Raw genomic sequence first — 23747 nt, forward strand, 5'->3', positions numbered from 1 at the left:
CCCCTGCATCGGAATCATTCGGCGTCGAGATCGACGATGGTCGCCTCGACTGTCGTCACACCGAGGTCGAGTGTGATTCGGTCGCCTTCCTGAACGGTCCGACCCTTGAATCGGACGGCCCGGTCGTCCTCTCGAACTTGTAACGCGGCAGTGAGCGTGACGTCCTTGTTCACGGGATGTTTACGCTCGTAGATGTTCCCGTCGTCGCTCGTAAGCGTAATCACGGCCGGCTGAACCGCCACGTCGTTGATCTCAGCGATCGTCTGTCCGGCATTGGTCTCGCCCAATCCCGCGGTGACACTGTCTGCTCGGCTGGGGGCGATGTTCGTCATCTCGAGTGTGACTGTTCGGGTTGTTGCTTGACCCGGTTGTGCAAGTGTACCGGGTTGTACGATCTGACCGTCGAATTCGTATGCAACGGTTCGGAACGGCAGTGTAACTCCTCTTTCAAGCGACCGGTTCGTGCCGAATTGTGGCCGCTCACCGTATCCGAGTGCCCGGACCGTAAGTCCCACGTACACCCGTTTTCGGTCCGGATTGGCCGTCCCGTAGATAGCGACGTTCTCAAGGGTTGCAAGCGTCCGATCGCTGACGCGATACGTGTCGCCTTCCGTCATCTCCCTTGCGACGGCGGTGTCAACCACGTCGGTCACCAGCACGTCTTCGGTGGTCACTTGGAGATCCGCAGTCCCGACACGACGAACCTCACTGCTAAACTCGTAGTGGTCTGTTCGGAACGGGATCGTGGCCCCTTTCTCGATCGGCTGGGAACCAAATTTATTTCGCTCACCGTAGCCGAGCGCCTCGATCGAGAGACCCACGTGAACGCGTTTGCGATCACGCTCGTTCGTATCGTAGGCGATGACGTCCGAAACCGTCGCGACCGCCCGTCCGGCGACCTCGTAGGTATCGCCCGTTTCGATCCGACGGGCGGTGTCGGCATCCACGACGCCGGTCGCGAGTACCGATTCTGTGGTTCGATTCAGCCCGCCACCCACGCGTTCGATCGAACTACTGAACTGCGTGCCAGCGAGCGGAAGCGTTAGCACCTTTCCAGTCTCGATTCGCGTCTCGCCGAACCGGTCTGTCTCCCCCATGGTGTACGTCCGGACGCTGGCGTCGACATACACTGTTCGCTGCCCAGGTCTCTCGGCGTCGAACGCCATCATGTCCTGAATTGTCGCGATCCGGTTGCCGGCGACTCGTATCTCATCGCCCGCGGAGATCTCGTCGGTGACGGCATCGGTGACTGTCCCGCGGAGGACGACTTGCCGGTCGGCTGTCGGGAGTTCCGGCCCGGAACCGACGTCGCGGATCGTCCCGTTCAGAACGTAGGTGGGGTTTTCTACCCCAAGCCGTCGGCCTATCCTGAGTGGCTCGCCGTCGACCGTCGGCGTCGAGTTCGCGCCGTGAGTGATGCCGAGTCGGATCACTGTGTTAGTCCCGTTCCCGGCCGACGCGAAGTAGGTGTCAGTGACGTTCGCGTTCTCGTATGCACCGTCGAGCGTAGCGTTATCGCCAGACTCGACTGCCTCGACGACGTAGTCCGGCTGGACGCCCACGTCGAGCGTCACGTATTGGGTCTCCGTCGGCCCTGTCGGTCCACCACCACCACCACCCACAATCAGCGCGACACCAGCGAGACCGACGGCGAGAACGAGCAACACTACGAGAGCATCGACAACGTTTACGATCCCGAACAGTCGCCCCTGTTTGTCGATGATCTCCATGCTGTGTCAGCGCTCGGCCAGAATCTGTAAAGGGGTTTCGCTTGCGGAGGTGCCGATAAGACGTGTTCCCGTTTTTGTCTCAGCGTCCTCGTTTCAGAGGAGGACAGACTCCATCCTTACTCGACGGTCACGCTTTTGGCCAGGTTCCGGGGCTTGTCGATCGGCCGGCCGAGTTTTGCGGCTGTATGGTAGGCCGCGAGTTGCAATTGGACGTTCGTCAGTACCGCGGCCGTTCGCGGGGAACTTTCCGGGACCGAGAGGACGTGATCGGCGTAACGTTCGACGTCGCTCTGCCCGTCGGTGACCGCAACGACCGGTGCGTCCCGCGCCTCGACTTCCTTGACGTTGCCGATGGTTTTGCGTGCCTGTTCGCCGTCGCCGGTCACCATCGCAAACACCGGCGTGTTCGCCGTCACGAGCGCGAGCGGGCCGTGTTTCAACTCCCCGGCGGCGAATCCCTCCGCGTGCTTGTACGTGATCTCCTTCATCTTGAGTGCGCCCTCCAGGGCGACGGGGTACTGGAGCCCCCGACCGAGGAAGAAGTAGGCGTCGCTGTCGAGGTATTCCTCGGCGACCGCTTCGGCCCGTGATTCGTCGAGGACTTCCTGGACGTCGGCGGGGAGGTCCCGTAGCGCGGCGATGGACTCCCGGTCGTCCTTGGAGGGAACCATCCCGGTTGCGAGCAGGTTCAGCGCCGTCAACTGGGAGGCAAAGGTCTTGGTCGCGGCCACCCCGATCTCCGGGCCGGCCTTGATGTAGAAGACGTGATCACATTCCCGCGAGGCTGTCGAACCCACGACGTTGGTGACTGCGAGTGTGGTCGCGCCCTGTGAACGGGCCGCCCGCAACGCCGAGAGGGTATCGGCGGTCTCGCCGCTCTGGGTCACGCCGATGACCAGATCGTCGCCGACCGGCGGCGGCGCACTCGCGTACTCGTGAGCCAGGAACGCCTGGGCGGGGATACCGGCGTCACGGAACAGCTGTGCGCCGTATAGCGCCGCGTGATAGCTCGTCCCACAGGCCACCAACTGGACGCCGCGTGGATTGAGATACGCCAGGTCGCCGATATCGACCTCGCCGGCGAGTTCGTCCACCCGTTCGGAGAGGCCCTGGCGCAGTGACCGGGGCTGTTCGTTGATCTCCTTTTGCATGAAGTGATCGTACCCCGCCTTGCCCGTCTCCTCGGGATCCCACTCGATGATATCGACGGGCTTCTCGACGACGTCGCCGTCGATCGTCGAGACTGTCCAGCCGTCGGGATCGAGGCGGGCGAATTCACCGTCATCCAGATAGACCACACGGTCGGTGTACTCACGGAACGCCGGGACGTCGCTGGCGAGATAGTAGGCGTCGGCTGGCCCGTCGCCCTCGGCGCTACCGAGGCCGAGCACAAGCGGGGAGTCGTTACGGACCGCAAAGACCGACTCGTGGCCGGCGATCACGACGGCGACGGCGAAACTCCCCTCCAGTCGAGAGACGGCGTTTCGCACAGCGGTCTCGGGCTCAGCGCCCGCCTCACGGGCTTCCTCGATCAGGTGCGGGACGACTTCGGTATCCGTCTCGCTCTTGAACTCGTGGTCGGCACCGAGCTCGTCTTTGAGTTCCTGGTAGTTCTCGATGATCCCGTTGTGGACCACAGCTACGTCGCCGGTACAGTCGGCGTGCGGATGGGCGTTTTCGTCAGTCGGCGGCCCATGGGTGCTCCAGCGGGTGTGGCCGATCCCGACCGGCCCGGACGGCTGCTCGAGTTCGACTGCCGCCCGGAGTTCGTCGATCGTGCCCGAGCACTTGGTGACCTCGATGTCGCCGTTTCCCAGGGCAACGCCTGCCGAGTCGTAGCCGCGGTACTCAAGCGTCGAGAGTCCCTCGACGAGGACGTCGGTCGTCTCCGCGTCACGACCGACACAGCCGATGATACCACACATCAGCGCCGCACCTCCGCACCTTCCGTAACGCAGCCCTCGACGCTAACGCCGGTCGCGAGGTGGGCGTTCGGGCCGACCAGTGTCCCCGGCGCGAAGCTGACGTTCCCCTCTGCGGTGACTCGGTCGGCCAGCAGCGCACCGAGCGGTTCGTCCTCGAAGATCTCCGTGCCGACTCGCACTTCCGAGGGGCCGCCCGAGACGACGGTGTTTGGACCGACGGTGACTGCCTGGCCGATGACCGCATCGAGCAGGGTCGATCCCGGGCCGACGCGTGCGTCGTCGTCGAGGACGGTTGTCCGAAGCGTCGCGTTCGAACCGACGGTCGCGTTCCGGCCGAGCGCGACGTTCGGTCCGACTACCGCACCCGGGCCGATCTCACAGTCCGGGCCGACAACGGTCGGCGGTTGGATCGTTGCCGCCTCGTGGACGGTCGCACTCTCGTCGATCCAGACTCGTTTGTCCGATTCCGGCGGATTGATCCGTCCGTTTGCGAGGACCTCCTGTGCCAACTCCAGCAGGTCCCACGGGTAGGTCGCATCGACCCACGTCCCGTTCGTCTCGACGGCACCGACGCCTTCCTCGTCTACCATCCGCCCTAACGCGTCGGTCAACGTGAGTTCGCCGGCCTCCCGGGGCGTCGCTTCGATCACGTCGAAGATTGATGGCCCGAACGCGTAGACCCCCGCGTTGATATAGCGATACTCGCCGGCGTCCGGCTTTTCGACGATATCGGTTACCGTCCCGTTCTCGACGACCACTGCCCCGTAATCCGTTGGATCGGGCTCGTCAAGAACGGCCAACGTCGCCCTGTCGTCGCTCTCAGCGAACCGGTCTGTGACGTCCCCGATAATCGTCGGATCGATCAGCGTGTCGCCATTGACGACCACTACCGGCCCCTCGATGGCTTCCCGGGCCTGCAGCAGCGCATGGCCCGTGCCGAGCTGTTTCTCCTGGTGGACGTATATGATTGGGCACCCACGGTAGGTCGGTCCGACGTGATTCTGGACCCGGTCACGTTCGTACCCGACGACGATGACGATTTCGTTGATCCCGTTCTCGACTAACGCGTCGAGGACGTACTCCAGGATCGGTCGGTTCGCCGCAGGGAGCATCGGCTTTGGCCGATTTCGCGTCAACGGACGGAGTCGTGTCCCTTCGCCGGCCGCAAGAACAACTGCTGTATGGCAGCACATATTGGATACAAGCGGGGACTTGATTTTAATCTGATGGGTTTCCGCAAGTGCTGTCCTGTCCGTCCCCTCACGAGCGCAACTGGATGAGTCCACTCGTCTCAGTCATTGCGATCCCATCTCTTCGCTGGCGACCTGTCGGCCCCGGGACGTCATCTCGACTTCGGTCCGCTCGCGGATCGTCTCGATCACGTCGAGTTCGATCAGCCGATCGAATATCGCCTCGATGTCTGTGACGTCTTCGTCGACGAAATCCGGCAGGTCAAAGGGTGAAACCCCCGAGTGTAGCGCCATCACGATCTGTTGCTCGGTCGGCGAGAGGTCGAGGTTTGCACGGTTTCGTTCGACACCCTCCTCGAAGATCGCTTTCAGGATCGTCACCTGCTGGCCTTCACCGGCGATGTGGGTTTCGACGCTCCGATCCTCGCTGTCGGTGTGTTCGACCTCGAAGATCCGTCGTTCGCCACCGTCGACCGTTCGCTCGTCGGTCTCGACGTCACCGATATCGTCGCGCTCGATGGTGACATACTGGCCGTCAGCGACTGCGATCTGTACCGCCTCGTCGGTGAGCTTGATCTTGGCCCGTTGCCACTCAGCACCCTGGACAACGCCGCCTTTCACCGCTGGATGCTGGACATAGATGATCGTATTGTCGAGGAACGCCCGGTAGAGATCCGTCTCGAAGGCGTCCTGTTCGGGTGCCCGGAGGAGGATGATGTCGTCTTCCAGATGGAGCGTGACGTAACTCGCAACGCCGGCCGCGTTCTGGTTGACATCGTAGCGGCCACCGATGTCGTCGATGTCGCCCAGGGGGAGCACCCGTTTCTCGTCGGTGATGAGGGCGATGCGCTCGGTCGTGAGGACGATCCGGCATTGCGTCCAGTCGGCATCCTGGATGTCCCTGCCCTCCGTGACTGCCTGCAGGTACTGCCCCCGGTCGTCCATCAGTTTGCGCTCGCCCTCACTCATCGTTTGGTCTCGCTATCCTGACGCTACACCGCCCGGGTGATTATGCGTTACGGCCCTGGGACTCTCTATCGGTATCCACGTATTGACAGGTACTGGAGCACGTGTGTTTGAGAGCGCTCTCGACGACGGTCCCGCCGTTGTTCGACGTAGCAGCCAAAAAATGAAAAACTGCGCGGACAACCGCTTTCGGCGGTCAGTCGTGATTAGATGGACGCTTTACTGCTGGCGGCGGACGGCGAGCAGTGCGGCACCCATCAGGGCGACCAGCGCGATCACAGCCGTGAAGCCGGGACCGCCGGTGGTCGTGGTTTCATCGTCAGATTCGAGCTGCTCGTTGAGGTCCTCGATCGTGGAGTTCTTCTCATCGAGCAGACTCTGGAGATCCTCGTTGTTCGCTTCCAGGGTCTGGACCGAGAGGTTCAGCGAGTCAAGCTGTTCCTGAAGGTCAGACATTGCGGTGGTCTGGTTGAGGACTTGACTCTCGAGCTCCGCGATCGTGGAGTTCTTCTGTTCGAGCAGTTCCTGGCTTGCGCCGCCACTCTCGTTGACCTGCGTGCGCAGTTCTTCGATGGTGGCGTTCTTCTGCTCGAGCATCATCGTCGTCTCGTTCAGGAGCGTCTCGAGTTCGGAGACGCGCTGTTCGAGCTGAGCGACGTTGCCGGAGGTTTCCCACTCGGGCGTGTCTGCGAAGACGGCGTCGACTTCCACGCCGTAGGCTGCCGAGACAGTGATCGTCGCGTTGTCGCCAACGCTGCGGTCACTGAAGTCGTAGCTGACGTTCCACGTGCCGTCTTCACTGACTACCACGTTCTCGGCGATGGCGAGCGAGCCACCGGCGAGGACGCGGACGTCGAACTCGCTACCGGGTGCGACGTTCGCACTGCCGCGGATTTCGGAGTCTTCCCCGGGCACTATCTGGTAGGGTTCTTCGACCGTGTTGGGACTGGCGTCCGCATCGACGAACTCGAAGCTCGCCGAGACGTCGCCGTCGTTGTCCCAGTACGTGTTCCTGTCAGCGTTGATGTCGAGGGTGCCATCGAACATCTGGCCGACGTTCTTGTCTTCGAGTTCGCCCTTGTCGAGGATGAAGTAGATTCGGTCGTTGTCATCGCTCGCGAGGACTGTGCCGCCGATGTCGCCGGGGTTGTTCTGGACAGCCTCTTCGACCGACCAGTTGATGCCCGCTGCGGTACTTTCGCCTGCTTCAATGGCACCGAAGACACCACTGGCGTCGAAGGCGACGACGACTTCGTCAGAGTAGCCGTCGTCCGTGTTGTCGTTAGCGACTTCGCTGGCCTCGGTCGTGTTGCCTTCGATGGCGGCGACCTGAGTTGCGTCGTCGTCGTAGTTGCTACCGTCGAAGGCGTCGTGACCTTCGGGACCGACGAGGACGGTTGCGCCCTCAAGCTCCGGCTGCCGGAGGTTGAGCGACGCGGCGTCCTCGGCTGCACCCGAGTCATCGCCGTCCTGGGCGATGAACAGCGTGAAGGTACCGGGGTAGATCGGCTCGCCGTAACCGAGGGTGGCGGAGTCGTCGTCACCTTCGGCACTGGCCGTACCCGTGTACGTGTTGATGAGGACGGTCACGGAGCCATCGCCGTCACCGTCTGTGACGTCGATCGTTTCCTCGTCGAAGCCTTCTCCGTCGAGCAGAAGGTCGACTTGGTCCGTGCCCGTGATGCTGAGGTCGATCTCGACGATGTCACCAGCAGTCTCCTGGTAACCAGCCGAGCCGAGCTCGAGATTGGTGTCAGGCTTCTCGTTGACGGTGACGTCACCGAGGTCAACGATAATGCCTGTGTCGAGGTGGACTGCCTCGGCACTGAGGGTATCTACGGCCAGGTCTTCGGCGGTGAAGTCGGCGGACGCTTGACCGTCACTGCCGATGGTACGGAACTCGACGACATCGCCAACCTGGAAGGCGACCTTACGGTCGATTCGGTTGGATTCGGCCGAAAGCGTCGTCGTGCCGTCGTCCTGCGTGATCTCGGTATCGCTGATGGACGCCGAGAAGTCGAACGGATCGAACGACAGGTCGTACGTAGTCGCCCCTCCGTCCGGATCGAACGTGAAGTTGTATCCCGTGTCAGTGTCTGCCAGGTCACTGGTTTCGACGACCAGGACATCGCTGTTCGTTCCGGTCCCTCGTTCGCGGAGGAACGTTCCGTTTTCAGCGATGGAGATGACAGTTTCTGGGTCGTCAGCGACCAGAGCGATCCGTTCGCCCTTGTACGCAGTTTGGTCAGATGCCGACGGCGCAGATTCACCAATTGTTGTCGTCGTTTGGGTCACGTCAACCGTCGAGTTGACGAGGCCGTACTGACTTTCGATGCCGACCTGGGTGATGTTCACCGGATTAACCGATCCGTTGAAGGTAAGGTCGACAGCACCGTTATCGGCCGTGGCACCGTCAATCGCCAATCCAGCCGTTGTGGCATTTACCATGCCATTGTCACCAACGTCGTCCCCTCGGAACGAGACGTTGAATTCCGTGGCGTTGGCGGAATTGATCGACGTGTTGAATGCCACTTCAACGGTTGTCGTTGTGTCGTCAGTGTTATCCGCATAATACGATACCGCTCCCGTAGCCTCCGCCGCCGGGGCGGAGCCTGTATTTGCCGCTGCGGCTGCACCACTGAACGCGACGGTTCCAGCGAAGACGCTGAAGACCATCAGCGCTGTGAGGAACAGCGCGCGAAGTTTCTCTGTTGTATCTGTCATAGTTGTCGTGTGTCTCTGTCCCCGTCAGCGCCCTGCCACCGAGGACGCACTGCACCTGCCCCCAGTGGTAGACGGGACTGACGGTTCACGTTGTAATCCATCTACCACATATGATAAATGCTTTCTGGTTCAGACCAGGTGTGTCCAACCCCCGCAACCGGCCCGAGTGGGCTCAATCCCCCTATTTTCGCCGCTTTCTCACCTACTCTCAACGGGCGTCTCCACAAAGCATTTAAGAGGGGTATCGATATCGCCCGGAAATCGCGTGAATTCACGTCATTCTGTAGGCCGGTCGTATTTCCGTGTTTCGACACCCGGCGGTCGACTACTCGTCGACCGTCCTACAAAATTTCATTACGCACGCAATAGGTCGTCCGGATCGTCGAACGCCGAATCCAACAACTGCGAGCAAAAGCGGTACCGACGACGGATCCCGGGCGTCGTCGTTACTGGTAGAGCTTCCGGAACAGCGCGAGGGCGTCGCCGACGTCGACGCTGCCGTCGCCGTCGAAGTCGTAGGCGTCGGCGTTGGCCCGCACTGACTCGTGATTGCGATTGTTCAACAGCGAGCGCACGTCTGCGATGTTGGCGTTGCCGTCGCCGTTGACGTCCTCGTGGAGGCCGTCGCCGTCGGGATCCTGGGACGGGCCGCTGCCGCCGGGCAGCGTACCGGGCGCGGTCTCCTCGCCGTCGTCCGCACCGTCGTCTTCCTCACCGTCGCCGTCTTCGACCTCGCCGATTGTGACCGTCACGGTGTCGGTGCTGTCGTCGATCTCGATCTCCCGTTCGGCGGTCTGCTCGCCGTGGGTCGCCGTGATCCGGTAGGTGCCCTTGAATCCGTCGGTCGCGTAGACGCCGTCGGCGTCGGTGCTGCCGGCTTTCTCTGTCCACCACTCGTCGAAGACCAGGTCCTGCCAGACGCCGAAGGACGGTTTCTCGTTCCACTGGGCGTCGAAGAAGGGCGCGTCGTCCCGCCAGTGGAGGTCGTCCTTGAAGCCCCACACCATGAAGGTGTCCACGTTCGGATGGCTGAACGTCACCTTGAGGAACTGCTTGAAGAAGGTGGCCTTGTCGGCCTCCGTCCAGGTCTCGTCGGCCATGTCGAACTCGGTGATGCGGATGCCCGCACCGTGGCCGGTATACAGCTCCAGGGCATCCCAGATCTCGGTCGGGGTAAGCGCCATCGACTGGTTGAAGTGTGATTGCAGGCCGATCCCGTCGAGCCCGACGCCCTCTTCGACCAGGAACTCGGCCATTCGGTTGTGGTCCTGGCGCGTTTGCTCGATGGGGCCCTCGATGGTGTTGTAGTCGTTGATCGCGATCCCGACATCGTCGGGGGCGACGTCCTCGGCGTGGTTGTGCCACTCGGCGAGGACCGGTGCCTCGACGGGGTTGATGTCGAGTTCCTCGTCAGGACCGACACCACGGACTGCCTTGATGAACCCGGGCACGTGAGTGGTCTCGTTGTGGACCTCCCACTCGTCGATGACGCTGCCGTAGTCCTTGAAGTCCGCGTAGTGGTTGATGATCTCCTCGATGTGCTCGAACGTTCGATCGCGGACGTACTCCGGATCGAGTTCGGGATCGTCTACCTCCGACCACTCCCGGCCCATCGCCGCGACAACATCCGCCGGTACGGCGTACGAGTCAACGGCCGCCCATAGACAGACGTGGCCACGGATGGACATGTCCTGTTCGACGAGCCACTCCGTGGCCGCGTCGGCGGTGTCCTGTGCCTCCTCGAAGAAGCGCCACTTGTGGTGGTTGCCCAGGACGGCGGTGTTGAAGTTCTCCGTGATGACCTCGCGGTATTTATCTCCGGGCTCGGTGTTCGGGATCAGGTGATCGGCGGTGACCTCCGTCCCGAAGTTGAAGTCGTGTTCCTGCATGGCGACCTCGACATCGGCACCCTCGACGGCGTTGCCGCCGTCGTCGACGACTTCGACCCCGAAGTCGGTCTTGCGATGGTCCTCGATCCGGGCGTCGGCTTCTTCCTCCCACTGCTCGCTGATGGCCTCTTCCCAGGCGGGGAGGTCACCGACGGCTACTCCCTGCGCGAAGTCGATGACGGCGAGGCCGCCGATGTCGACGGTCTGGGCCTTTGCGCCGAGCCAGATCTCGGTCCACCATTCGCCGGATGCAGCGTCGCTGCCGTACTCGATCGGGAAGTAGTACCGCTTCCACTCGCCGGTGAGCGAGGGGCCCGATTTGGTGACGTAATTGGACGACTCGTTGCCCGTTCCCGTCGATTTGTAGGTGATCGTGGAATCGCCTTCCGGATCGCGCATGTACGCGACGCCGAGCAGCACGTCGCCGCTCGATAGCCCACGGTTCCCGTAGGACTTGAAGCTGATCAGCCAGTCGTCCTCGGCTGGTTCGGTCACTTCGATCCGGGTCGCCTCCGAGAACGGCACGTCGTCGCCGCTGACGTCCAGGGACTGCTGGTTGGCGAGGTCCGCACTGCCGCCGCCGAGTTCGTACGTGTCGAAGACGGCCGCCTCGGTCGTGCCGTTGACGAACTGACCGGCACCGCCGAGGTTGTATCCCTTGAGGTCGCTGATGAGCTCCGAGTAATAGGCGTCGTCAGTCTCCGACCACATCTCGTAGCCATCGCCCGTACTCGGCGCGCCGCTTGGGAGATCGCCGACCGCGACGTCTGCGTCACTGTAGTCGATCAGCGCCATCCCGCCGAACTCGACGGTCTGCTGGGCCATTCCAAGCCAGAATTCGACGTATGGGGTGCGAGAAGTTCCCGGCTGGGCCCCGACTTCGATCGGGAAGTAATAGCGGGTCCACTCCTCGCCCGGCTGGACAGTCGTGGTGCCAGTGATGTAGTTGGCATCCTGGTATTGCGTGTTGCCGTCCTCGTCCACGTACCGATATTTGAAGAAGCCCTCCGTCTCCGCGTTCTCCGACTCGCTGCGGATGTACCCGACGCCGAGGAGGACGTCCCCTTCCTCGAAGGACTGTTCTTCGAGGAATCGCTGGTAGGAGTACGTCCAGGAGTCCGCGCCTTCCTCGTTGACTTCGATGCGGACGCCCTGGGTGATCGGGACCGAGTCGTTGTCGACGGAGATCTCCGAGAGGGTGCCGCTGTCACCGGACTGGAACTCGAAACTGTCGATCGTCTCCTGTTCTGTTGCCCCATACCGGAACGACCCGGCAGGCAGATCGTACTTCTCCTGGAGCTCGCTCCGTAGTGTCTGGTGATAGTCGTCGAGATGATTGTCGGCCACCACCGACCCGATTGACCCCGATCCAACCGCCGTTGCCGCCCCGAGTGCCCCGACGGACTTCAGAAACGTCCGTCGATCGCCATGAATGTGTAATCGATCGTCTGTCATCTGTGTATAGCGCTCGATCTGTTCGTCACGATTTTACTTAGTGTTTTGGGAAAAATAGTCGTTGAATCGCCCAACTCGCCTTCGACATTCACAGAACTTTATAATTTTCTGATATTATTTCCCGTCTCGGAACATGTCGACGACGTTGCAGTCACTGCTCGTTCATCGCCTCGCTGGCCATATTACGGCCCTGGGCGTTGAGCGAGACCTCGGTACGAGTGCGCACCTCGTCGACCGCCCCGACTTCGAGGAGTTTCCCGTAGATCTCTTCGACTTCATCGACGCTGAGACCGACGAAGTCGGCCATTTCGAACGGGGATACCCCCGAGTAAAGCGCCATGAGAACTTGACTCTCCGTCTCCGTGAGTTCGTATTCGTCGTCACGCTCGGCGACGCTGACTTCGAAGAGTTTCCGGAGCACTGACGTGTGCCGTTCGGTCCCCGAGAGGTGGGTCTCGACACTTCGACCATCGTCGTCGGTGTGTTCGATCTCGACGACCGGTCGCGTCTCGCCCATGACCGATCGCGTCCCTGTCTCGACGGTCCCCACGTCGGCGAAGTCACTGGTGACCCGCTCGCCGCCGGGAAACGTCAGCGTAACCTCCTCTTCAGTGGCCGAAAACCGGGCTTTCGTCCATTCGGCGTCGTCCTGGACGACCCCGCCCACGACTGCCGGATGATTGACGAGGACGACTTCACCGGCGAGATTTGCCCGACAGTACGTGCTCGGAAAATCACTCTCGCTCGTCGGTGATATCTCGATCACGGTCGAGCCGACCCGGAGCGCGATCGCGTCGGTGGCAATCTCGATCGCATCGAGATCGTTCGGGATCGTCACCCGCCCGTGAGGCAGCGACCGATTCGACCCGTTGCCCGCCAGAACGAGCCGCTTGTCGGTCAGGACGATGCGTGAGGACTGCCAATCGGGATCGTTGACCCGCTGGCCGTCGCGGCGGACCTGCCGGTAGTCTCCGGCAACGTCCAGGATTTTTTGTTCTTCCTCACTCATGGGCCCGCGTGCCTACCCGGAAGTTAGCCACTCACGGGCATATAAGTTCTCACCGCCGAGTGCGATATCGTCCACAGTCGGTGGCGTTACCGCGATAACCGCTCGCCCACCCTTTCCCGATATCGGCCGGCGAGTTCGGCGACGACGAGCCGGTCACGCGGATCGACCCCCAGGACGGCCAGCGTCCCGAAGTAGGCTCCGATCCCGACGAAGCTACCGAGCCCTGCCACGGCCACCCCGTCGCCGAGGGACCGGACGCCAAAGAGGACCGCGAGCATGACGAGACCGGCCGCGATCGGCGTCCGGAACGCCGCGTCGAAGGGCCACAATCCCTCGAAGCGTCTGAGCAGCAGGACCTGCAGGCCGTTCTGGACGGCGATCGCCAGCGACGTGCCAAGGGCCGCCCCGGCGAGGCCGAACGCCTGGATAAAGGTATACGTCAGGGCGACGTTGAGCACCGCCAGCAGCCAGTCGAGTGCCATCCGGGCGTACTGGTGGTCGGTCATCATCAACAGCCACCCGGTCGCGCCGACCGCGCTCCCGACGAAGACACCGCCGAGGTAGACCACCAGCGGAACGTATCCACGGACGAACGGCTCACCGAACACGCCGAGGAATACCCGTCCGTAGACGACCTGGATCGCGAGGATTGGGACCACAGTCGTGACGATCAGCCGCGTGGCCGAGCCGTAGACGGCGTTCAACGTCTCAATCTTCCCCTCGCGTAGAGATCCGAGGCGACCGGTGGGAGCAACTGGTTGAACGACAACAACGGGATCCACGCGATGGCGACCAGCACGAGCACGACGTTGTAGATCCCCGCCGCCACCGCTGTCAGCAACGCGCCGACCAGCAGGAGGTCGACCCGGTTTTGAAACACCTTTCCGAGGCTGCTCATCGCGACCGGCGCGGCGTGATCGAAAAAGCGCCGAGCTTCGGCCCCAGCGCCCCGTAACGACGGCGTGATACCGGTCGATCGAACGGTGATCGGGACGCCCACCACGACGAGGATCGCCATGCACGCCACGATCGTTCCGGCGACGCCCACGACCGAGAATCCGAGGGAGAGCGCCACGAGCGCCCCGACTAACCGCGCGGCTGGCCGGAGGATCTTGTTGAATAGCACCTCCCCGCGGGCTGAGCCTGCCGCCCGGAAGGTCGCGGCGGCAATCATCACGACCCCGATCAGCCCGACGAGCGTTCCGAACAGTCCCATCGCACGAGGGAAATCGGGGTGATCGAGCGTGAGACGGTTGAGCCACGGGGCCGCGAGCCAGACGCCGACCGCGATCGCCAGCCCGAAGCCCCCCGTCGTGGCGTAGGCCAGGCCCGTGACCCGCGACTGGGTCGCTGGCTGGTCCTCGGCGGCCGGGAGGTATCGCTGCAGCGTCGGCACGCTTCCAAAAGTGACCAGCCGCACGAGCAGCCCCGCGATCCGCCACGAAAGCGCGTAGACGCCGTAGACGACGGGGTCGAGCCCGCGCGCGAGGACGAACTCCGTCGCCGTCGCCAGCGCTCGCTGGATCGAGACGCCACCCGACGTGACGACCGCCCCGTGGACGATCGTCACCAGCGCCTCGCGCTCGTCGTCAGGTATCTCCGAATCAGTTTCACTCACAGCTCGATACTACTTCGGGGGAATCAGCTCCCGCAAGTAAACGATTCGAAAGCCGTCTCACCTTCGATTCTACACCACTGCGATCGCGAGACCGCTGGCGACCGCGAGCAGCCCGAACGCCGTACAGACGGCCCAGAACGCCAGCCGACGAACCAGCGCGACCAGCGTTCCGACGGTCAGATAGCCCACGACCGCGCTGACCGCGAGTGCGACGACCGCCGCGACCGGCTCGATCCCGGGCAGCCCGGTCTCGACGAGCACCAGCACGCCGGCCGCCAGGGCGGCGGGGATCGACAGCAGAAACGACAGCCGGAGCGATCCCTCGCCGTCGTGGCCCCGGAGCAACAGCGCGCTCACGGTTGTCCCGGACCGGGAGACACCGGGCAGAATGGCCAGGCCCTGAAGCGCGCCGACGAGGACGGCGTCCACCGCGTCCGGATCCGCCCGCCGCCCGCCCGACCCCTCGGCGACGTACTGGATCAGCCCCGTCGCGACCAGCAACGCGCCGATGAGCGCGACGAACGCGCCGCCCGACAGCGTCGAGACCAGTTCTTCGAGGCTGAGATAGGCGATCCCGCCGGTCGCGAACGAGGTCGTCATCGCGAGCACGACAAAGGAGAGGTCAGCACCGGCCGGCGCGAAGGCCGTCTCGGGTCGCCATTCGCGGACGTCCCCGAGGAGATCCCGGACGTCCGCCCGGTAGTAGACTGTCGCCGCGAAAGCGGTCCCGACGTGTAAGAAGAGCGCGAACTGCGTCGCCTCCAGGGCGGTGTCGCCGACCGCCGTCCGGGCCAGTGCCAGCGCGCCCTCGCTCGACACCGGGAGCCACTCCAGGGCACCCTGGACGGCACCTAGCAGTGCCGCGAGTAGCGTTTCATCCATGACTGCATCGCCGGACAGCCGATACAAAGCCGGTTCGGTTCGTGGCGTGGACGGCTCGGAATAGCGAGCGGCCCTGATCGTGGCCGAGCGTGACTCGAAAGGGAAATACGCCCCTGCCGATACACTCCCCCTATGGATCTCCTCGCATTCGCCCGGGCCGCGCGAGCAACTGGCCCGATCTGTGACGCGTGTCTCGGCCGGCCGGTCGCCGACCGGAGTTTCGGACTCACGAACACCGAGCGCGGCCGTGCGTTACGGACCACCGTCGCACTGGACGACGACGAACCGATCGACGCTCCCGACGAGTGCTGGGTGTGTGAGGGTGCCTGCGAGGATTTCGACGACTGGGCCGACCGCGCCGCCGACGCCATCGCCGAGTACGACTTCGACACCTACCAGGTCGGGACGCGCGTCCCCGCACTGATCGAGGAGAACGAGCGCCTGCTCAGAGAGGACGCCGGCCTCGAAGCTGACGCGGGCGAACCGCTCAAGGGGGAGTTCAACCGCGAGGTCGGCAAGCGTCTGGGCGGGCAGATCGACGCCGCGGTCGACTTCGAACGCCCTGACGTTCAGCTCCTGCTCGACCTCGAAGCCGATAGCGTCGAGGTCCAGGTCAACTCCGCGTTCGTCTACGGTCGCTATCGGAAGATCAAGCGCGACATCCCCCAGACGGAGTGGCCCTGTAACGACTGCAACGCCACCGGCACCGTCGACGGCAAGCCCTGTGAGGGTTGTGACGGGACGGGCTATCGCTACGACGAGAGCGTCGAGGAACTCACCGCGCCGGTCGTCCGCGAGGCGATGGACGGTTCCCGGGCGGTCTTCCACGGAGCCGGTCGCGAGGACGTCGACGCGCGCATGCTCGGCACCGGTCGCCCGTTCGTGATAGAGGTCAAAGAGCCCCGAACCCGCGACGTGGACGTCGAGGATCTTCAGGACGACATCAACGACTTCGCCGACGGGAAGGTCGAGGTCGAGGGGCTCGCGCTCGCGACTCACGACATGGTCGAGCGCGTCAAGGAACACGACGCGAGCAAGACCTACCGGATGACCGTCGCGTTCGAGGAGGATGTCGACCGGGAGGACTTCGAATCGGCTCTCGCGGAACTCGAAGGGAAGACGATCGAGCAGCGGACGCCAAACCGCGTCGCCCATCGCCGCGGCGACATCGTTCGAACCCGTGACGTCTACGCCATCGATGGCAAACTCGACCCGGACGGCGAAGGGATGGAACTGGCTGTCGGAGCGGAAGCCGACGACTCCGGCACGTCCACAGCCAACCACGCCACGATCGAGGTCCACGGCGAGGGCGGCCTCTACGTGAAGGAACTCGTCTCCGGCGACGAGGGGCGAACCGAACCCAGTCTCGCCGGGCTGCTCGACATCGCTGCCGAGGTGACGGCACTCGATGTCCTCGATGTCGAAGGCGAGGACGAACCGTTCGAACGCGAGCCGTTCTTCCGGGACGCCCGAGCGGAATGACGGGGAGTGGCGACGGTTCGACCGCCGGTGAGGACTCCGCCGACGCGGACGAGCACGCGCCCGGCGAGCGAACGTGCCTCGATGACTGGACCGACGACGGGAGCGATCTCCGGGCCGGCGTCGACGAGGCCGGCAAGGGGCCGGTGCTGGGATCGATGTTCGCGGCCTGCGTCGTCGCCGACCCCGCCGATCTGCCCGACGACGTCGACGACTCGAAGGACCTCTCGGCCGAGCGCCGCGAGGAACTCGCGGCCGTCGTTCGCGATCGAGCGCACGCCGTGGCAGTCAGCGAGATCCCGGTCGCGCGGATCGACGACCCCGAGACCGACATGAACACGCTCACCGTCGCGGCCCACGCCGAAGCACTCGAACCAGTCGCCAGCGACGGACTCACCGCCTACCTCGACGCCGGTGACACCAACGCCGTCCGCTTCGAGCGCCGTGTCGCCGACCGGATCGAGGCCGATCTCGATCTCCGGGCCGAGCATGGCGCTGACGCGTCCTATCTGATCGTCGGGGCGGCGAGCATCATCGCCAAAGTCGAACGCGACGCCCATGTTGCGGAGCTTGCGGCCGAGTACGGCGACCTCGGCAGCGGCTACCCCGGCGATTCGACGACCCGGGACTTTCTGGAGGACTATATTGAAGCACACGGCGAACTCCCGGCGTGTGCGCGAGAGTCGTGGCAGACGAGCCGCGACGTCCGTAACGCGGCCGGGCAGGCCGCTCTCGATGATTTTGATTGATGGGCATATTCAGGGGGTGGTGTTCAGATAAGCACCGATCAAAGAGCCTATTTCTGCCGGCGAATCGGCTAAATCCTGGTGGCCTGCGAAAATCGAAGATTTTCGGGCGACCAGAAGACTACGTCTTCTGGTAAAATGAAAGGGCGAGGCACGCGTGGCGGCTGCGAGGCGGTTGCACCGCCTCGAATGGAGACGGCGACGCCGTCTCCCTGCCGCCACGGTTTGCGGAGGTCGGCGACGCCGACCTCCCTTTCCGGGAACCCCGGCGACGCAAGCCGCGAGGCGGCAGAGCCGCCTTGCGAGGCGGTTTCACCGCCTCGAACTCGCGGCGCACAGCGCCGCGCATGGCCCGTGCGAACGGGCGCTTCGCGCCCGTGAGCAGACACTGCAGGCCGCAACGCGGCCGAAGTCGTTCGAAAGACCTGCGGTCTTTCGTGATGACGAGAGAGCGAAGCTCTCTCGAACCACGCACAGCGAGCCGCGGGACCGGAACTGACGAGGGCTTTCTGGCTGGTTTCAATCATCTCGAATCCTTATCTGAACACTACCATTCAGGGTGCGAACATCCGGCTGCCTTCTCCCACGACGATATTCCTGCACCTTCGCGCTGTGATCGCTGTCTATTCCCAAATAGATTCGACCGTACGGGATCTCAGTGAGGATTGTGGGAAGATTTTTACCCACTCCCCAACTAGTCATACCCACATGAGCAAAACCGCCGAGGCCGACGATCGGGGGCGGATCGTCATTCCGCATGAAATCCGAGAGAAGCACGGCGATCGGTATCGGGTCGTTGAACTCGATGATCGGGTCGAACTCATTCCGATCAACCGGGATCCAATCGAAGGGCTTCGAGATGCCGTCGGCGATACGTTCGACGGAAATTCGATCGCCGAGATCAAAGAGCAGGCACGGACGGCCGCCAGGGAAGCTGCGGTCGAGGATCTCTCGGACTCGTCGCAATGATCTACGCCGATACCGACTTTTTCATCGCGCTGGTCAAAGACGACGACTGGCTCCAGGAGCGTGCTGTCTCGATCGCCCGGGAGAACGATGGGCAGATCTACACGTCACGGGCAACGCTGCTCGAGTTGTTGATGATCTCCGACCGATTCGCGTTCGATCGCTTCGAGGCACTCAGCTACGTCCTCGAAATCGCGGACGTTCCCGAGGACGAATCCGTTCTCTTTCAGGCGGCGGATTACATGGAACAGTACGACCTCACGGCATTCGACGCCTACCACGTCGCCTATGCTGACGCCGATCCCATCGTCTCCTCGGACAAAGCGTTCGACGACCTCACCGACGACCGTATTCCGATCGAAGCAAAATCCCAGTAATTGCGTTCCTGCACGCGGATGCTCTTCCCGCAACGCGTTTTCTCTCTTACTCCCGCAACGCGTCCTCTCGCTCGGCTCCTTCCAGCGTCTCGCTCCCACCTTTTTCATCGTCGGGTGCGCCTTCGGCGCACCACTCCTTGAAAAATCTGGACCAAAAAGGCGCTCACTCCCTTCGGTCGCTCGCGTGAACCGCGTGCCGCAGGCACGCGGATGCTTTCCGTTACTCCCGCAAGGCGTCCTCCCGCTCGGCTCCTTCCAACGTCTCCTCCTCGACGTGGGTCGCAACCACGGCCGGCTTGAACGCGCCGCCGTCGAAGAGGTCGTGCTCGCCGATGGAGGACTCGACAAACCGCTGGAATGCCCGACGTTCGGGCGGCAACTCGCCGTAGAGAATCTCCTCCTCGACTAAGTCATAGACGGGAATCCGGGGGGATAACAGCGTATCCTCGCCGACCACCGAGTTCTCGCCGACGACGAACCCCGAGGTGACACGACTGCCGGCTCCCAGTGCCACGCCGTCCTCGACGATCACCGGCGCGTCCTCGACGGGTTCGAGCACGCCACCGATGACGGTGTTCGCGCCGAGTTTCACGTCGTCGCCGATCTGAGCGCACGACCCGACGACATCGTTGGAGTCCACGAGCGTGCCGTCGCCGACGTGCGCACCGATGTTTACGAACGCCGGACTCATCAGGATCGCATCGCTGCCCACGTAGGCACCGCGTCGGATGACGGTCCCGTCAGGTGTGTTTCGGGTGCCACGCTCGCCAAGGTCAGCGGTCTCCCGAAGCGGGAGCACGTCGTGGTAGGTCACGTCGCCGTACTCGCGGGCCTGGGTGTCCCGCAGAGTAAAATTCAGCAGGATGCCCTGCTTGACCCAGGCGTTGGCTTCCCAGCTATCGCCTCGTTTTTCGGCCGCCCGAACCTCACCGGCCTCCAGTGCTTCGAGGAAGCGATCCAGGGTGGCCTGCTGGTCCTCAGTGAGATCAGCAGGTGTCAGGTCGTCCGATCGATCCCAGAGCGTCTCGATATCGCTTTCCAGACTCATGTTAGCCCTCGATTACGTCCCCGAAGGTATAGAATCCCTGGTCGCGGCTAGCGACCCAAACCGCGGCGTCAAGTGCGCCAGCGGCGAAAACCCCGCGATCCTCAGCGCGATGGGTCAGCGTCACCACTTCGTCGTTGCCCGCGAACATGAGTTCGTGCTCGCCACGGACATCACCGGCTCGTCGGACGTGGACGCCGACTTCTCCTGCTTCGCGCGGGTCGATACCTTCGCGGCCGTAGACCTCCTCGAAGTCCTCCTCGCGTTCCTCGGCGAGTGCTTCGAGCAGCGTCTTCGCCGTGCCGCTCGGCGCGTCCTGCTTGCCGTTGTGGTGGGTCTCGGTCAGTTCCACATCGTAGCCGGGCAATGCTTCCGCGGCTGCCCGGACGGTCGACAACAGTGCCTGGATCCCGCGGGCGAAGTTCGCGGCCTTCAGGACAGCCACGTCTTCGCTTGCAGCCTCCAGTTCGTCGAGTTGCTCGTCCTCGAAGCCGGTCGTCCCGGTCACGAGCGGGACGCCCGCCTCGGCGCAGGCGTCGGCGAAGGCGACGGTCGCCTCGGGGACTGAGAAGTCGACGATCGCGTCGGGTTCGTGCGTCGCCAGCAGCGCCCCGATATCAGCCGGTTCGTGGACCGGGGTGCCGGCGACCGTCCCTTCGTCCGTGGCGTCGACGGCGAAGCCGACCGTCACGTCCTCGCGATCGCCCGCCGTCTCGATGACTGTCCGTCCCATGCGACCTGCCGCGCCGGTGACGCCAACTCGTATCATACCCCTCGCTCCGTCCTCGGTCCCGGAATGGTTATCGATCCGTCGTCTCGACCGGCGTCTCGACGTCGATCGGGTCGAGCTCGTCGAGCACGTCCCGGAGGTGGGCCCGGTGCTCATCGGCGAGCCGGGTCAGGGGCGACCGGAGTTCCGGCGAGCCGTGGCCCCGGATCGCCATCGCCTCCTTGACCGGGATCGGGTTCGTCTCGATGAACAACGCTCGGGCGAGCGGCCCGAGTTCGTGATGCAACTCCCGAGCGCGTTCGAAGTCACCCGCCAGCGCCGCCCCGACCATCGCACAGGTCCGGACCGGCTCGACGTTGGCGACGACGCTGATCGCCCCGCGCGCGCCGATCGACAGCATCGGCAGCGTCAGCGCGTCGTCGCCCGAGAGGACGGTGAAGTCCTGCTCGCGGGTCCGTTCGACGATCTCAGTGATCTGGCCGAGATCGCCAGAGGCGGCCTTGAACGCCTGAATGTTCTCGTGGTCGGCCAGCGCGACCGCCGTGTCGGGGTCGATGTTCCGGCCCGTCCGTGAGGGGACGTTGTAGACGATCTGTGGCAGGTCGATCTCGTCGGCGATGGTCAGGTAATGTTCGCGGAGCCCGCGTTGTTCGGGCTTGTTGTAGTACGGCGAGATGAGCAGGAGGGCGTCCGCCCCGGCGTCTCGCGCTCGGCGGGACAGTGAAAGTGCTTCGCGGGTGTTGTTGCTCCCGGTGCCGGCGATGACTGGGACATCCTCGAGTGCTCCGGCGACGGCCTCGATCACTTCGACGTGTTCGTCGTGGGATAGCGTCGCGCTCTCGCCGGTCGAGCCGACGGGGACGACCCCGTCGACGCCGGCCGCTTCGAGCCGCCGGGCGTTCGCCCGCAGTTGGTCGAAATCGATGCGTTCGTCGTCTTCGAAGGGTGTCGTCATCGCGGGGTAGACGCCTTCGAACAGTGGTTGTGGTGGCATGGATGTGCGTGAAGTACTGGGTGATTACGGCGCTACATCAAAAAACCGACCCGAAACGAGGTCGCTACCCTCGCCTCGAGCCACTCAGGCTCGCTTCAGCTTCGGACGCGACGTGTGCCGACAACCCCTTTCGTTCCGATCGGCCCCCTCCCCGTGACTCGGCTGACCGATTGTAGCCTGCAGTCGGGGTGTCGGCGTCATGTGTCTATTTCTCCCGCCGGATGACTTAGTGGTTACGTTCGTGACTGCTTGCGAACATGAGTTATTGATTGTGAGAATTAGGTCGGCACAGTCTTCCGTGTATACACCAACCATCGGGAAGTACAGCGTATGGACTGGCAGTTGACGCTCGGTGCCGCGCCGTTGTTCGCTGCGACGCTGGTTGCCACAGCTGTCGCTGTCGCCGTCTACAGGAACCGCCACGCGCCGGGAGCGCGCGCACTTGCCGTGATCGCCGTGTTCGCCGGGTGGTGGTCGCTGTCGGCCGGTCTCGAACTCCTCTCGACGGACCCGCTCACGAGCGTCGTCCTGACGAAAGCGTCCTACTTCGGGATCGTCATCGTCCCTGTCGCCTGGGTAGTGTTCGTCCTTGCGTACACAGGCCGGTGGGCCTGGCTTTCGCGTCGCCGGATCGCCCTGCTCAGTGTCGTCCCCACGATCACCGTCGTGGCGGCGATCACGAACGATCCCGCCGGTATCCACTCTCTCTTCTGGCGCGATCTCGCGATTGTCACGGACGCCACGGGAGCGATCCCGGAATCACGATACGGCCCGCTGTTCTGGATTCACGCTGCGTACTCCTACTTGTTGCTTGCTATCGGGTCGTACTTGCTGATCGAACTCGTCGTCACCGCGGATCTGCTCTACCGGGCACAGGCGAGCGTCCTGTTGATGGCTGTCCTCGCGCCGTGGGGTGCGAACGTACTGTACCTCTCCAACCTGATCCGGACGCCGTACGATCCGACGATCCTCGGGATCGTTCTGACCTGTTGTCTCCTGCTGGTGACAGTGTATCGTCACCGCTTTCTCGAAATCGGCCCGGCAGCGAGATACCTCGCTCGAACCGAACTGATCGAGACGCTCGACGACCCGGTTGTCGTGATCGACAGCGAGCGTCACGTCATCGAATTGAACCCCACGGCGGTGGATGTGTTTGGCGTCGAACGCACGGACGCGATCGGTGGTGATCTGGCCGCTGTCAGCTCGAAACTGTGTGACTGGCTCGACAGCGACCGCGTCGAGGAAACGATCGTCTACGAAGTCGGGAACGTCGACCGGTACTACGATGTCCAAGCTACCCCACTGCCCCAGGGAACCAGCACGGACTCGGGGGCGCTGCTCGCGCTGCGGGACGTGACCGCCCGCCAGCACAACCGCCAGCAGGTCAGTGTGCTCAACCGACTGCTCCGACATAACCTCTCGAACGCCGTTACGACGATCCACGGAAACGCTGAGTACGCCGCCGCCAGAGCCGACGACGACGAGGTCCGCGACCGAATCCGGGTCATCAGGGACAACGCCGCCGCGATGATGGACAAACAGGAGAAACTCGATCGGATTCTCCGAACGTTCGAACGCGAACGGTACACGTGTACGTCTCTTGACACCCTGTTGGGGGAGGTCGTCACAGACGTCCAAACGGCACATCCAGCCGCCCGGATAACCGTCGACCTCCCCGACGCAACACTTTCGTTCGACGGCAAGGAACGACTCCGGTTCGCCCTGAAGGAACTGCTGACGAACGCGATCGAGCACACCCCGGGTGACGCCCCGACGGTGAGCGTCACCGCGACCGTTGTCGAGGACCAGGTCCAAATCACGGTCCGGGACCAGGGTCCGGGCATCCCGGATCACGAACTCGAACCGATCACCGATGGGCAGGAGACCCAGCTATCACACGGCAGCGGCGTCGGACTCTGGCTCGTCTCCTGGATCGTCCACTCACTCGATGGTGCTGTCGACTTCGAAACCGGCGAGGACGGGACGACGGTCACGTTGACTGTGCCCGGTCGTGAGTGATCG

General features: G+C 63.5%; 16 protein-coding genes and 1 pseudogene. 5 read left to right on the forward strand and 12 right to left on the reverse strand.

Features of this window, described 5'->3' with window-relative positions:
• Positions 1–14: 14 nt before the first annotated feature.
• The 9 genes and pseudogenes from HBNXHr_RS03040 to HBNXHr_RS03085 form a co-directional block, all read right to left on the reverse strand.
• Positions 15–1730, reverse strand: coding sequence for a DUF4330 family protein (locus tag HBNXHr_RS03040; protein WP_275883125.1), 1716 nt, complete (start codon positions 1728–1730; stop codon positions 15–17).
• Positions 1731–1846: 116 nt separating this feature from the next.
• The gene (gene glmS, locus HBNXHr_RS03045; protein ID WP_275883126.1) at positions 1847–3655 is read right to left on the reverse strand and encodes a glutamine--fructose-6-phosphate transaminase (isomerizing); all 1809 of its coding nucleotides are present in this window, start codon (positions 3653–3655) and stop codon (positions 1847–1849) included.
• Positions 3655–4848, reverse strand: coding sequence for a bifunctional sugar-1-phosphate nucleotidylyltransferase/acetyltransferase (gene glmU / locus HBNXHr_RS03050; RefSeq protein WP_275739361.1), 1194 nt, complete (start codon positions 4846–4848; stop codon positions 3655–3657). Before glmU ends, glmS begins: the two co-directional genes overlap by 1 nt.
• Positions 4849–4950: 102 nt before the next feature.
• A complete protein-coding gene (locus HBNXHr_RS03055) occupies positions 4951–5814 on the reverse strand; it encodes a CheF family chemotaxis protein (protein ID WP_275739363.1) in 864 nt (287 codons plus the stop codon).
• Between the two features lie 216 nt (positions 5815–6030).
• Positions 6031–8535 carry a BGTF surface domain-containing protein gene (locus tag HBNXHr_RS03060; protein WP_275883127.1) on the reverse strand — a complete coding sequence of 835 codons (2505 nt, stop codon included), beginning with the start codon at positions 8533–8535 and terminating at the stop codon, positions 6031–6033.
• 446 nt (positions 8536–8981) lie between these two features.
• Positions 8982–11879 carry an endo-1,4-beta-xylanase gene (locus HBNXHr_RS03065; RefSeq protein ID WP_275883128.1) on the reverse strand — a complete coding sequence of 966 codons (2898 nt, stop codon included), beginning with the start codon at positions 11877–11879 and terminating at the stop codon, positions 8982–8984.
• Positions 11880–12030: 151 nt separating this feature from the next.
• Positions 12031–12888 (reverse strand): CheF family chemotaxis protein, encoded by an 858-nt coding sequence (locus HBNXHr_RS03070; RefSeq protein ID WP_275739370.1) that lies wholly within the window; start codon positions 12886–12888, stop codon positions 12031–12033.
• Positions 12889–12974: 86 nt separating this feature from the next.
• Positions 12975–14506, reverse strand: a pseudogene (locus tag HBNXHr_RS14295) (lipopolysaccharide biosynthesis protein).
• A gap of 69 nt (positions 14507–14575) precedes the next feature.
• Complete coding sequence (locus HBNXHr_RS03085) at positions 14576–15388, reverse strand: undecaprenyl-diphosphate phosphatase (RefSeq protein ID WP_275883131.1); 813 nt, start codon at positions 15386–15388, stop codon at positions 14576–14578.
• Between the two features lie 132 nt (positions 15389–15520).
• Here HBNXHr_RS03085 and HBNXHr_RS03090 point away from each other — a divergent pair, with 132 nt between their 5' ends.
• The 4 genes from HBNXHr_RS03090 to HBNXHr_RS03105 all read left to right on the forward strand — a co-directional run bounded on the left by HBNXHr_RS03090 (position 15521) and on the right by HBNXHr_RS03105 (position 18956).
• The gene (locus tag HBNXHr_RS03090) at positions 15521–16870 is read left to right on the forward strand and encodes a tRNA pseudouridine(54/55) synthase Pus10 (RefSeq protein WP_275883132.1); all 1350 of its coding nucleotides are present in this window, start codon (positions 15521–15523) and stop codon (positions 16868–16870) included.
• Complete coding sequence (gene rnhB, locus HBNXHr_RS03095) at positions 16867–17616, forward strand: ribonuclease HII (RefSeq protein ID WP_275883133.1); 750 nt, start codon at positions 16867–16869, stop codon at positions 17614–17616. The genes HBNXHr_RS03090 and rnhB overlap by 4 nt, the downstream gene beginning before the upstream one ends.
• A 705-nt stretch (positions 17617–18321) precedes the next feature.
• Positions 18322–18582, forward strand: coding sequence for an AbrB/MazE/SpoVT family DNA-binding domain-containing protein (locus tag HBNXHr_RS03100; RefSeq protein WP_275739380.1), 261 nt, complete (start codon positions 18322–18324; stop codon positions 18580–18582).
• Complete coding sequence (locus HBNXHr_RS03105; protein ID WP_275883134.1) at positions 18579–18956, forward strand: PIN domain-containing protein; 378 nt, start codon at positions 18579–18581, stop codon at positions 18954–18956. The genes HBNXHr_RS03100 and HBNXHr_RS03105 overlap by 4 nt, the downstream gene beginning before the upstream one ends.
• A 220-nt stretch (positions 18957–19176) precedes the next feature.
• On the opposite strand, the gene HBNXHr_RS03110 is transcribed toward HBNXHr_RS03105, so the two are convergent.
• Genes HBNXHr_RS03110 through dapA form a run of 3 tightly spaced genes read right to left on the reverse strand, consistent with a single transcriptional unit; the run spans position 19177 to position 21725 of the window.
• Positions 19177–20004, reverse strand: a complete 828-nt coding sequence (locus tag HBNXHr_RS03110) for a 2,3,4,5-tetrahydropyridine-2,6-dicarboxylate N-succinyltransferase (RefSeq protein ID WP_275883135.1) — start codon at positions 20002–20004, stop codon at positions 19177–19179.
• Between the two features lies 1 nt (position 20005).
• Complete coding sequence (gene dapB / locus HBNXHr_RS03115) at positions 20006–20770, reverse strand: 4-hydroxy-tetrahydrodipicolinate reductase (protein WP_275883136.1); 765 nt, start codon at positions 20768–20770, stop codon at positions 20006–20008.
• Between the two features lie 31 nt (positions 20771–20801).
• Positions 20802–21725: a 4-hydroxy-tetrahydrodipicolinate synthase gene (gene dapA, locus HBNXHr_RS03120; protein WP_275883137.1), complete on the reverse strand. Its 924-nt coding sequence runs from the start codon at positions 21723–21725 to the stop codon at positions 20802–20804.
• 330 nt (positions 21726–22055) lie between these two features.
• Here dapA and HBNXHr_RS03125 point away from each other — a divergent pair, with 330 nt between their 5' ends.
• Complete coding sequence (locus HBNXHr_RS03125) at positions 22056–23744, forward strand: histidine kinase N-terminal 7TM domain-containing protein (RefSeq protein WP_275883138.1); 1689 nt, start codon at positions 22056–22058, stop codon at positions 23742–23744.
• Positions 23745–23747 lie beyond the last annotated feature (3 nt).

Origin of the sequence: Halorhabdus sp. BNX81, assembly GCF_029229925.1 — an archaeon.
Classification (GTDB): Archaea; Halobacteriota; Halobacteria; order Halobacteriales; family Haloarculaceae; genus Halorhabdus.

Bases quoted from the DNA above. Each gene is read 5' to 3' on its own strand.
- HBNXHr_RS03040 (WP_275883125.1), bottom strand. From the start codon at position 1,730: ATGGAGATCATCGACAAACAGGGGCGACTGTTCGGGATCGTAAACGTT.
- glmS (WP_275883126.1), bottom strand. From the start codon at position 3,655: ATGTGTGGTATCATCGGCTGTGTCGGTCGTGACGCGGAGACGACCGAC.
- glmU (WP_275739361.1), bottom strand. From the start codon at position 4,848: ATGTGCTGCCATACAGCAGTTGTTCTTGCGGCCGGCGAAGGGACACGA.
- HBNXHr_RS03055 (WP_275739363.1), bottom strand. From the start codon at position 5,814: ATGAGTGAGGGCGAGCGCAAACTGATGGACGACCGGGGGCAGTACCTG.
- HBNXHr_RS03060 (WP_275883127.1), bottom strand. From the start codon at position 8,535: ATGACAGATACAACAGAGAAACTTCGCGCGCTGTTCCTCACAGCGCTG.
- HBNXHr_RS03065 (WP_275883128.1), bottom strand. From the start codon at position 11,879: ATGACAGACGATCGATTACACATTCATGGCGATCGACGGACGTTTCTG.
- HBNXHr_RS03070 (WP_275739370.1), bottom strand. From the start codon at position 12,888: ATGAGTGAGGAAGAACAAAAAATCCTGGACGTTGCCGGAGACTACCGG.
- HBNXHr_RS03085 (WP_275883131.1), bottom strand. From the start codon at position 15,388: ATGGATGAAACGCTACTCGCGGCACTGCTAGGTGCCGTCCAGGGTGCC.
- HBNXHr_RS03090 (WP_275883132.1), top strand. From the start codon at position 15,521: ATGGATCTCCTCGCATTCGCCCGGGCCGCGCGAGCAACTGGCCCGATC.
- rnhB (WP_275883133.1), top strand. From the start codon at position 16,867: ATGACGGGGAGTGGCGACGGTTCGACCGCCGGTGAGGACTCCGCCGAC.
- HBNXHr_RS03100 (WP_275739380.1), top strand. From the start codon at position 18,322: ATGAGCAAAACCGCCGAGGCCGACGATCGGGGGCGGATCGTCATTCCG.
- HBNXHr_RS03105 (WP_275883134.1), top strand. From the start codon at position 18,579: ATGATCTACGCCGATACCGACTTTTTCATCGCGCTGGTCAAAGACGAC.
- HBNXHr_RS03110 (WP_275883135.1), bottom strand. From the start codon at position 20,004: ATGAGTCTGGAAAGCGATATCGAGACGCTCTGGGATCGATCGGACGAC.
- dapB (WP_275883136.1), bottom strand. From the start codon at position 20,770: ATGATACGAGTTGGCGTCACCGGCGCGGCAGGTCGCATGGGACGGACA.
- dapA (WP_275883137.1), bottom strand. From the start codon at position 21,725: ATGCCACCACAACCACTGTTCGAAGGCGTCTACCCCGCGATGACGACA.
- HBNXHr_RS03125 (WP_275883138.1), top strand. From the start codon at position 22,056: ATGGACTGGCAGTTGACGCTCGGTGCCGCGCCGTTGTTCGCTGCGACG.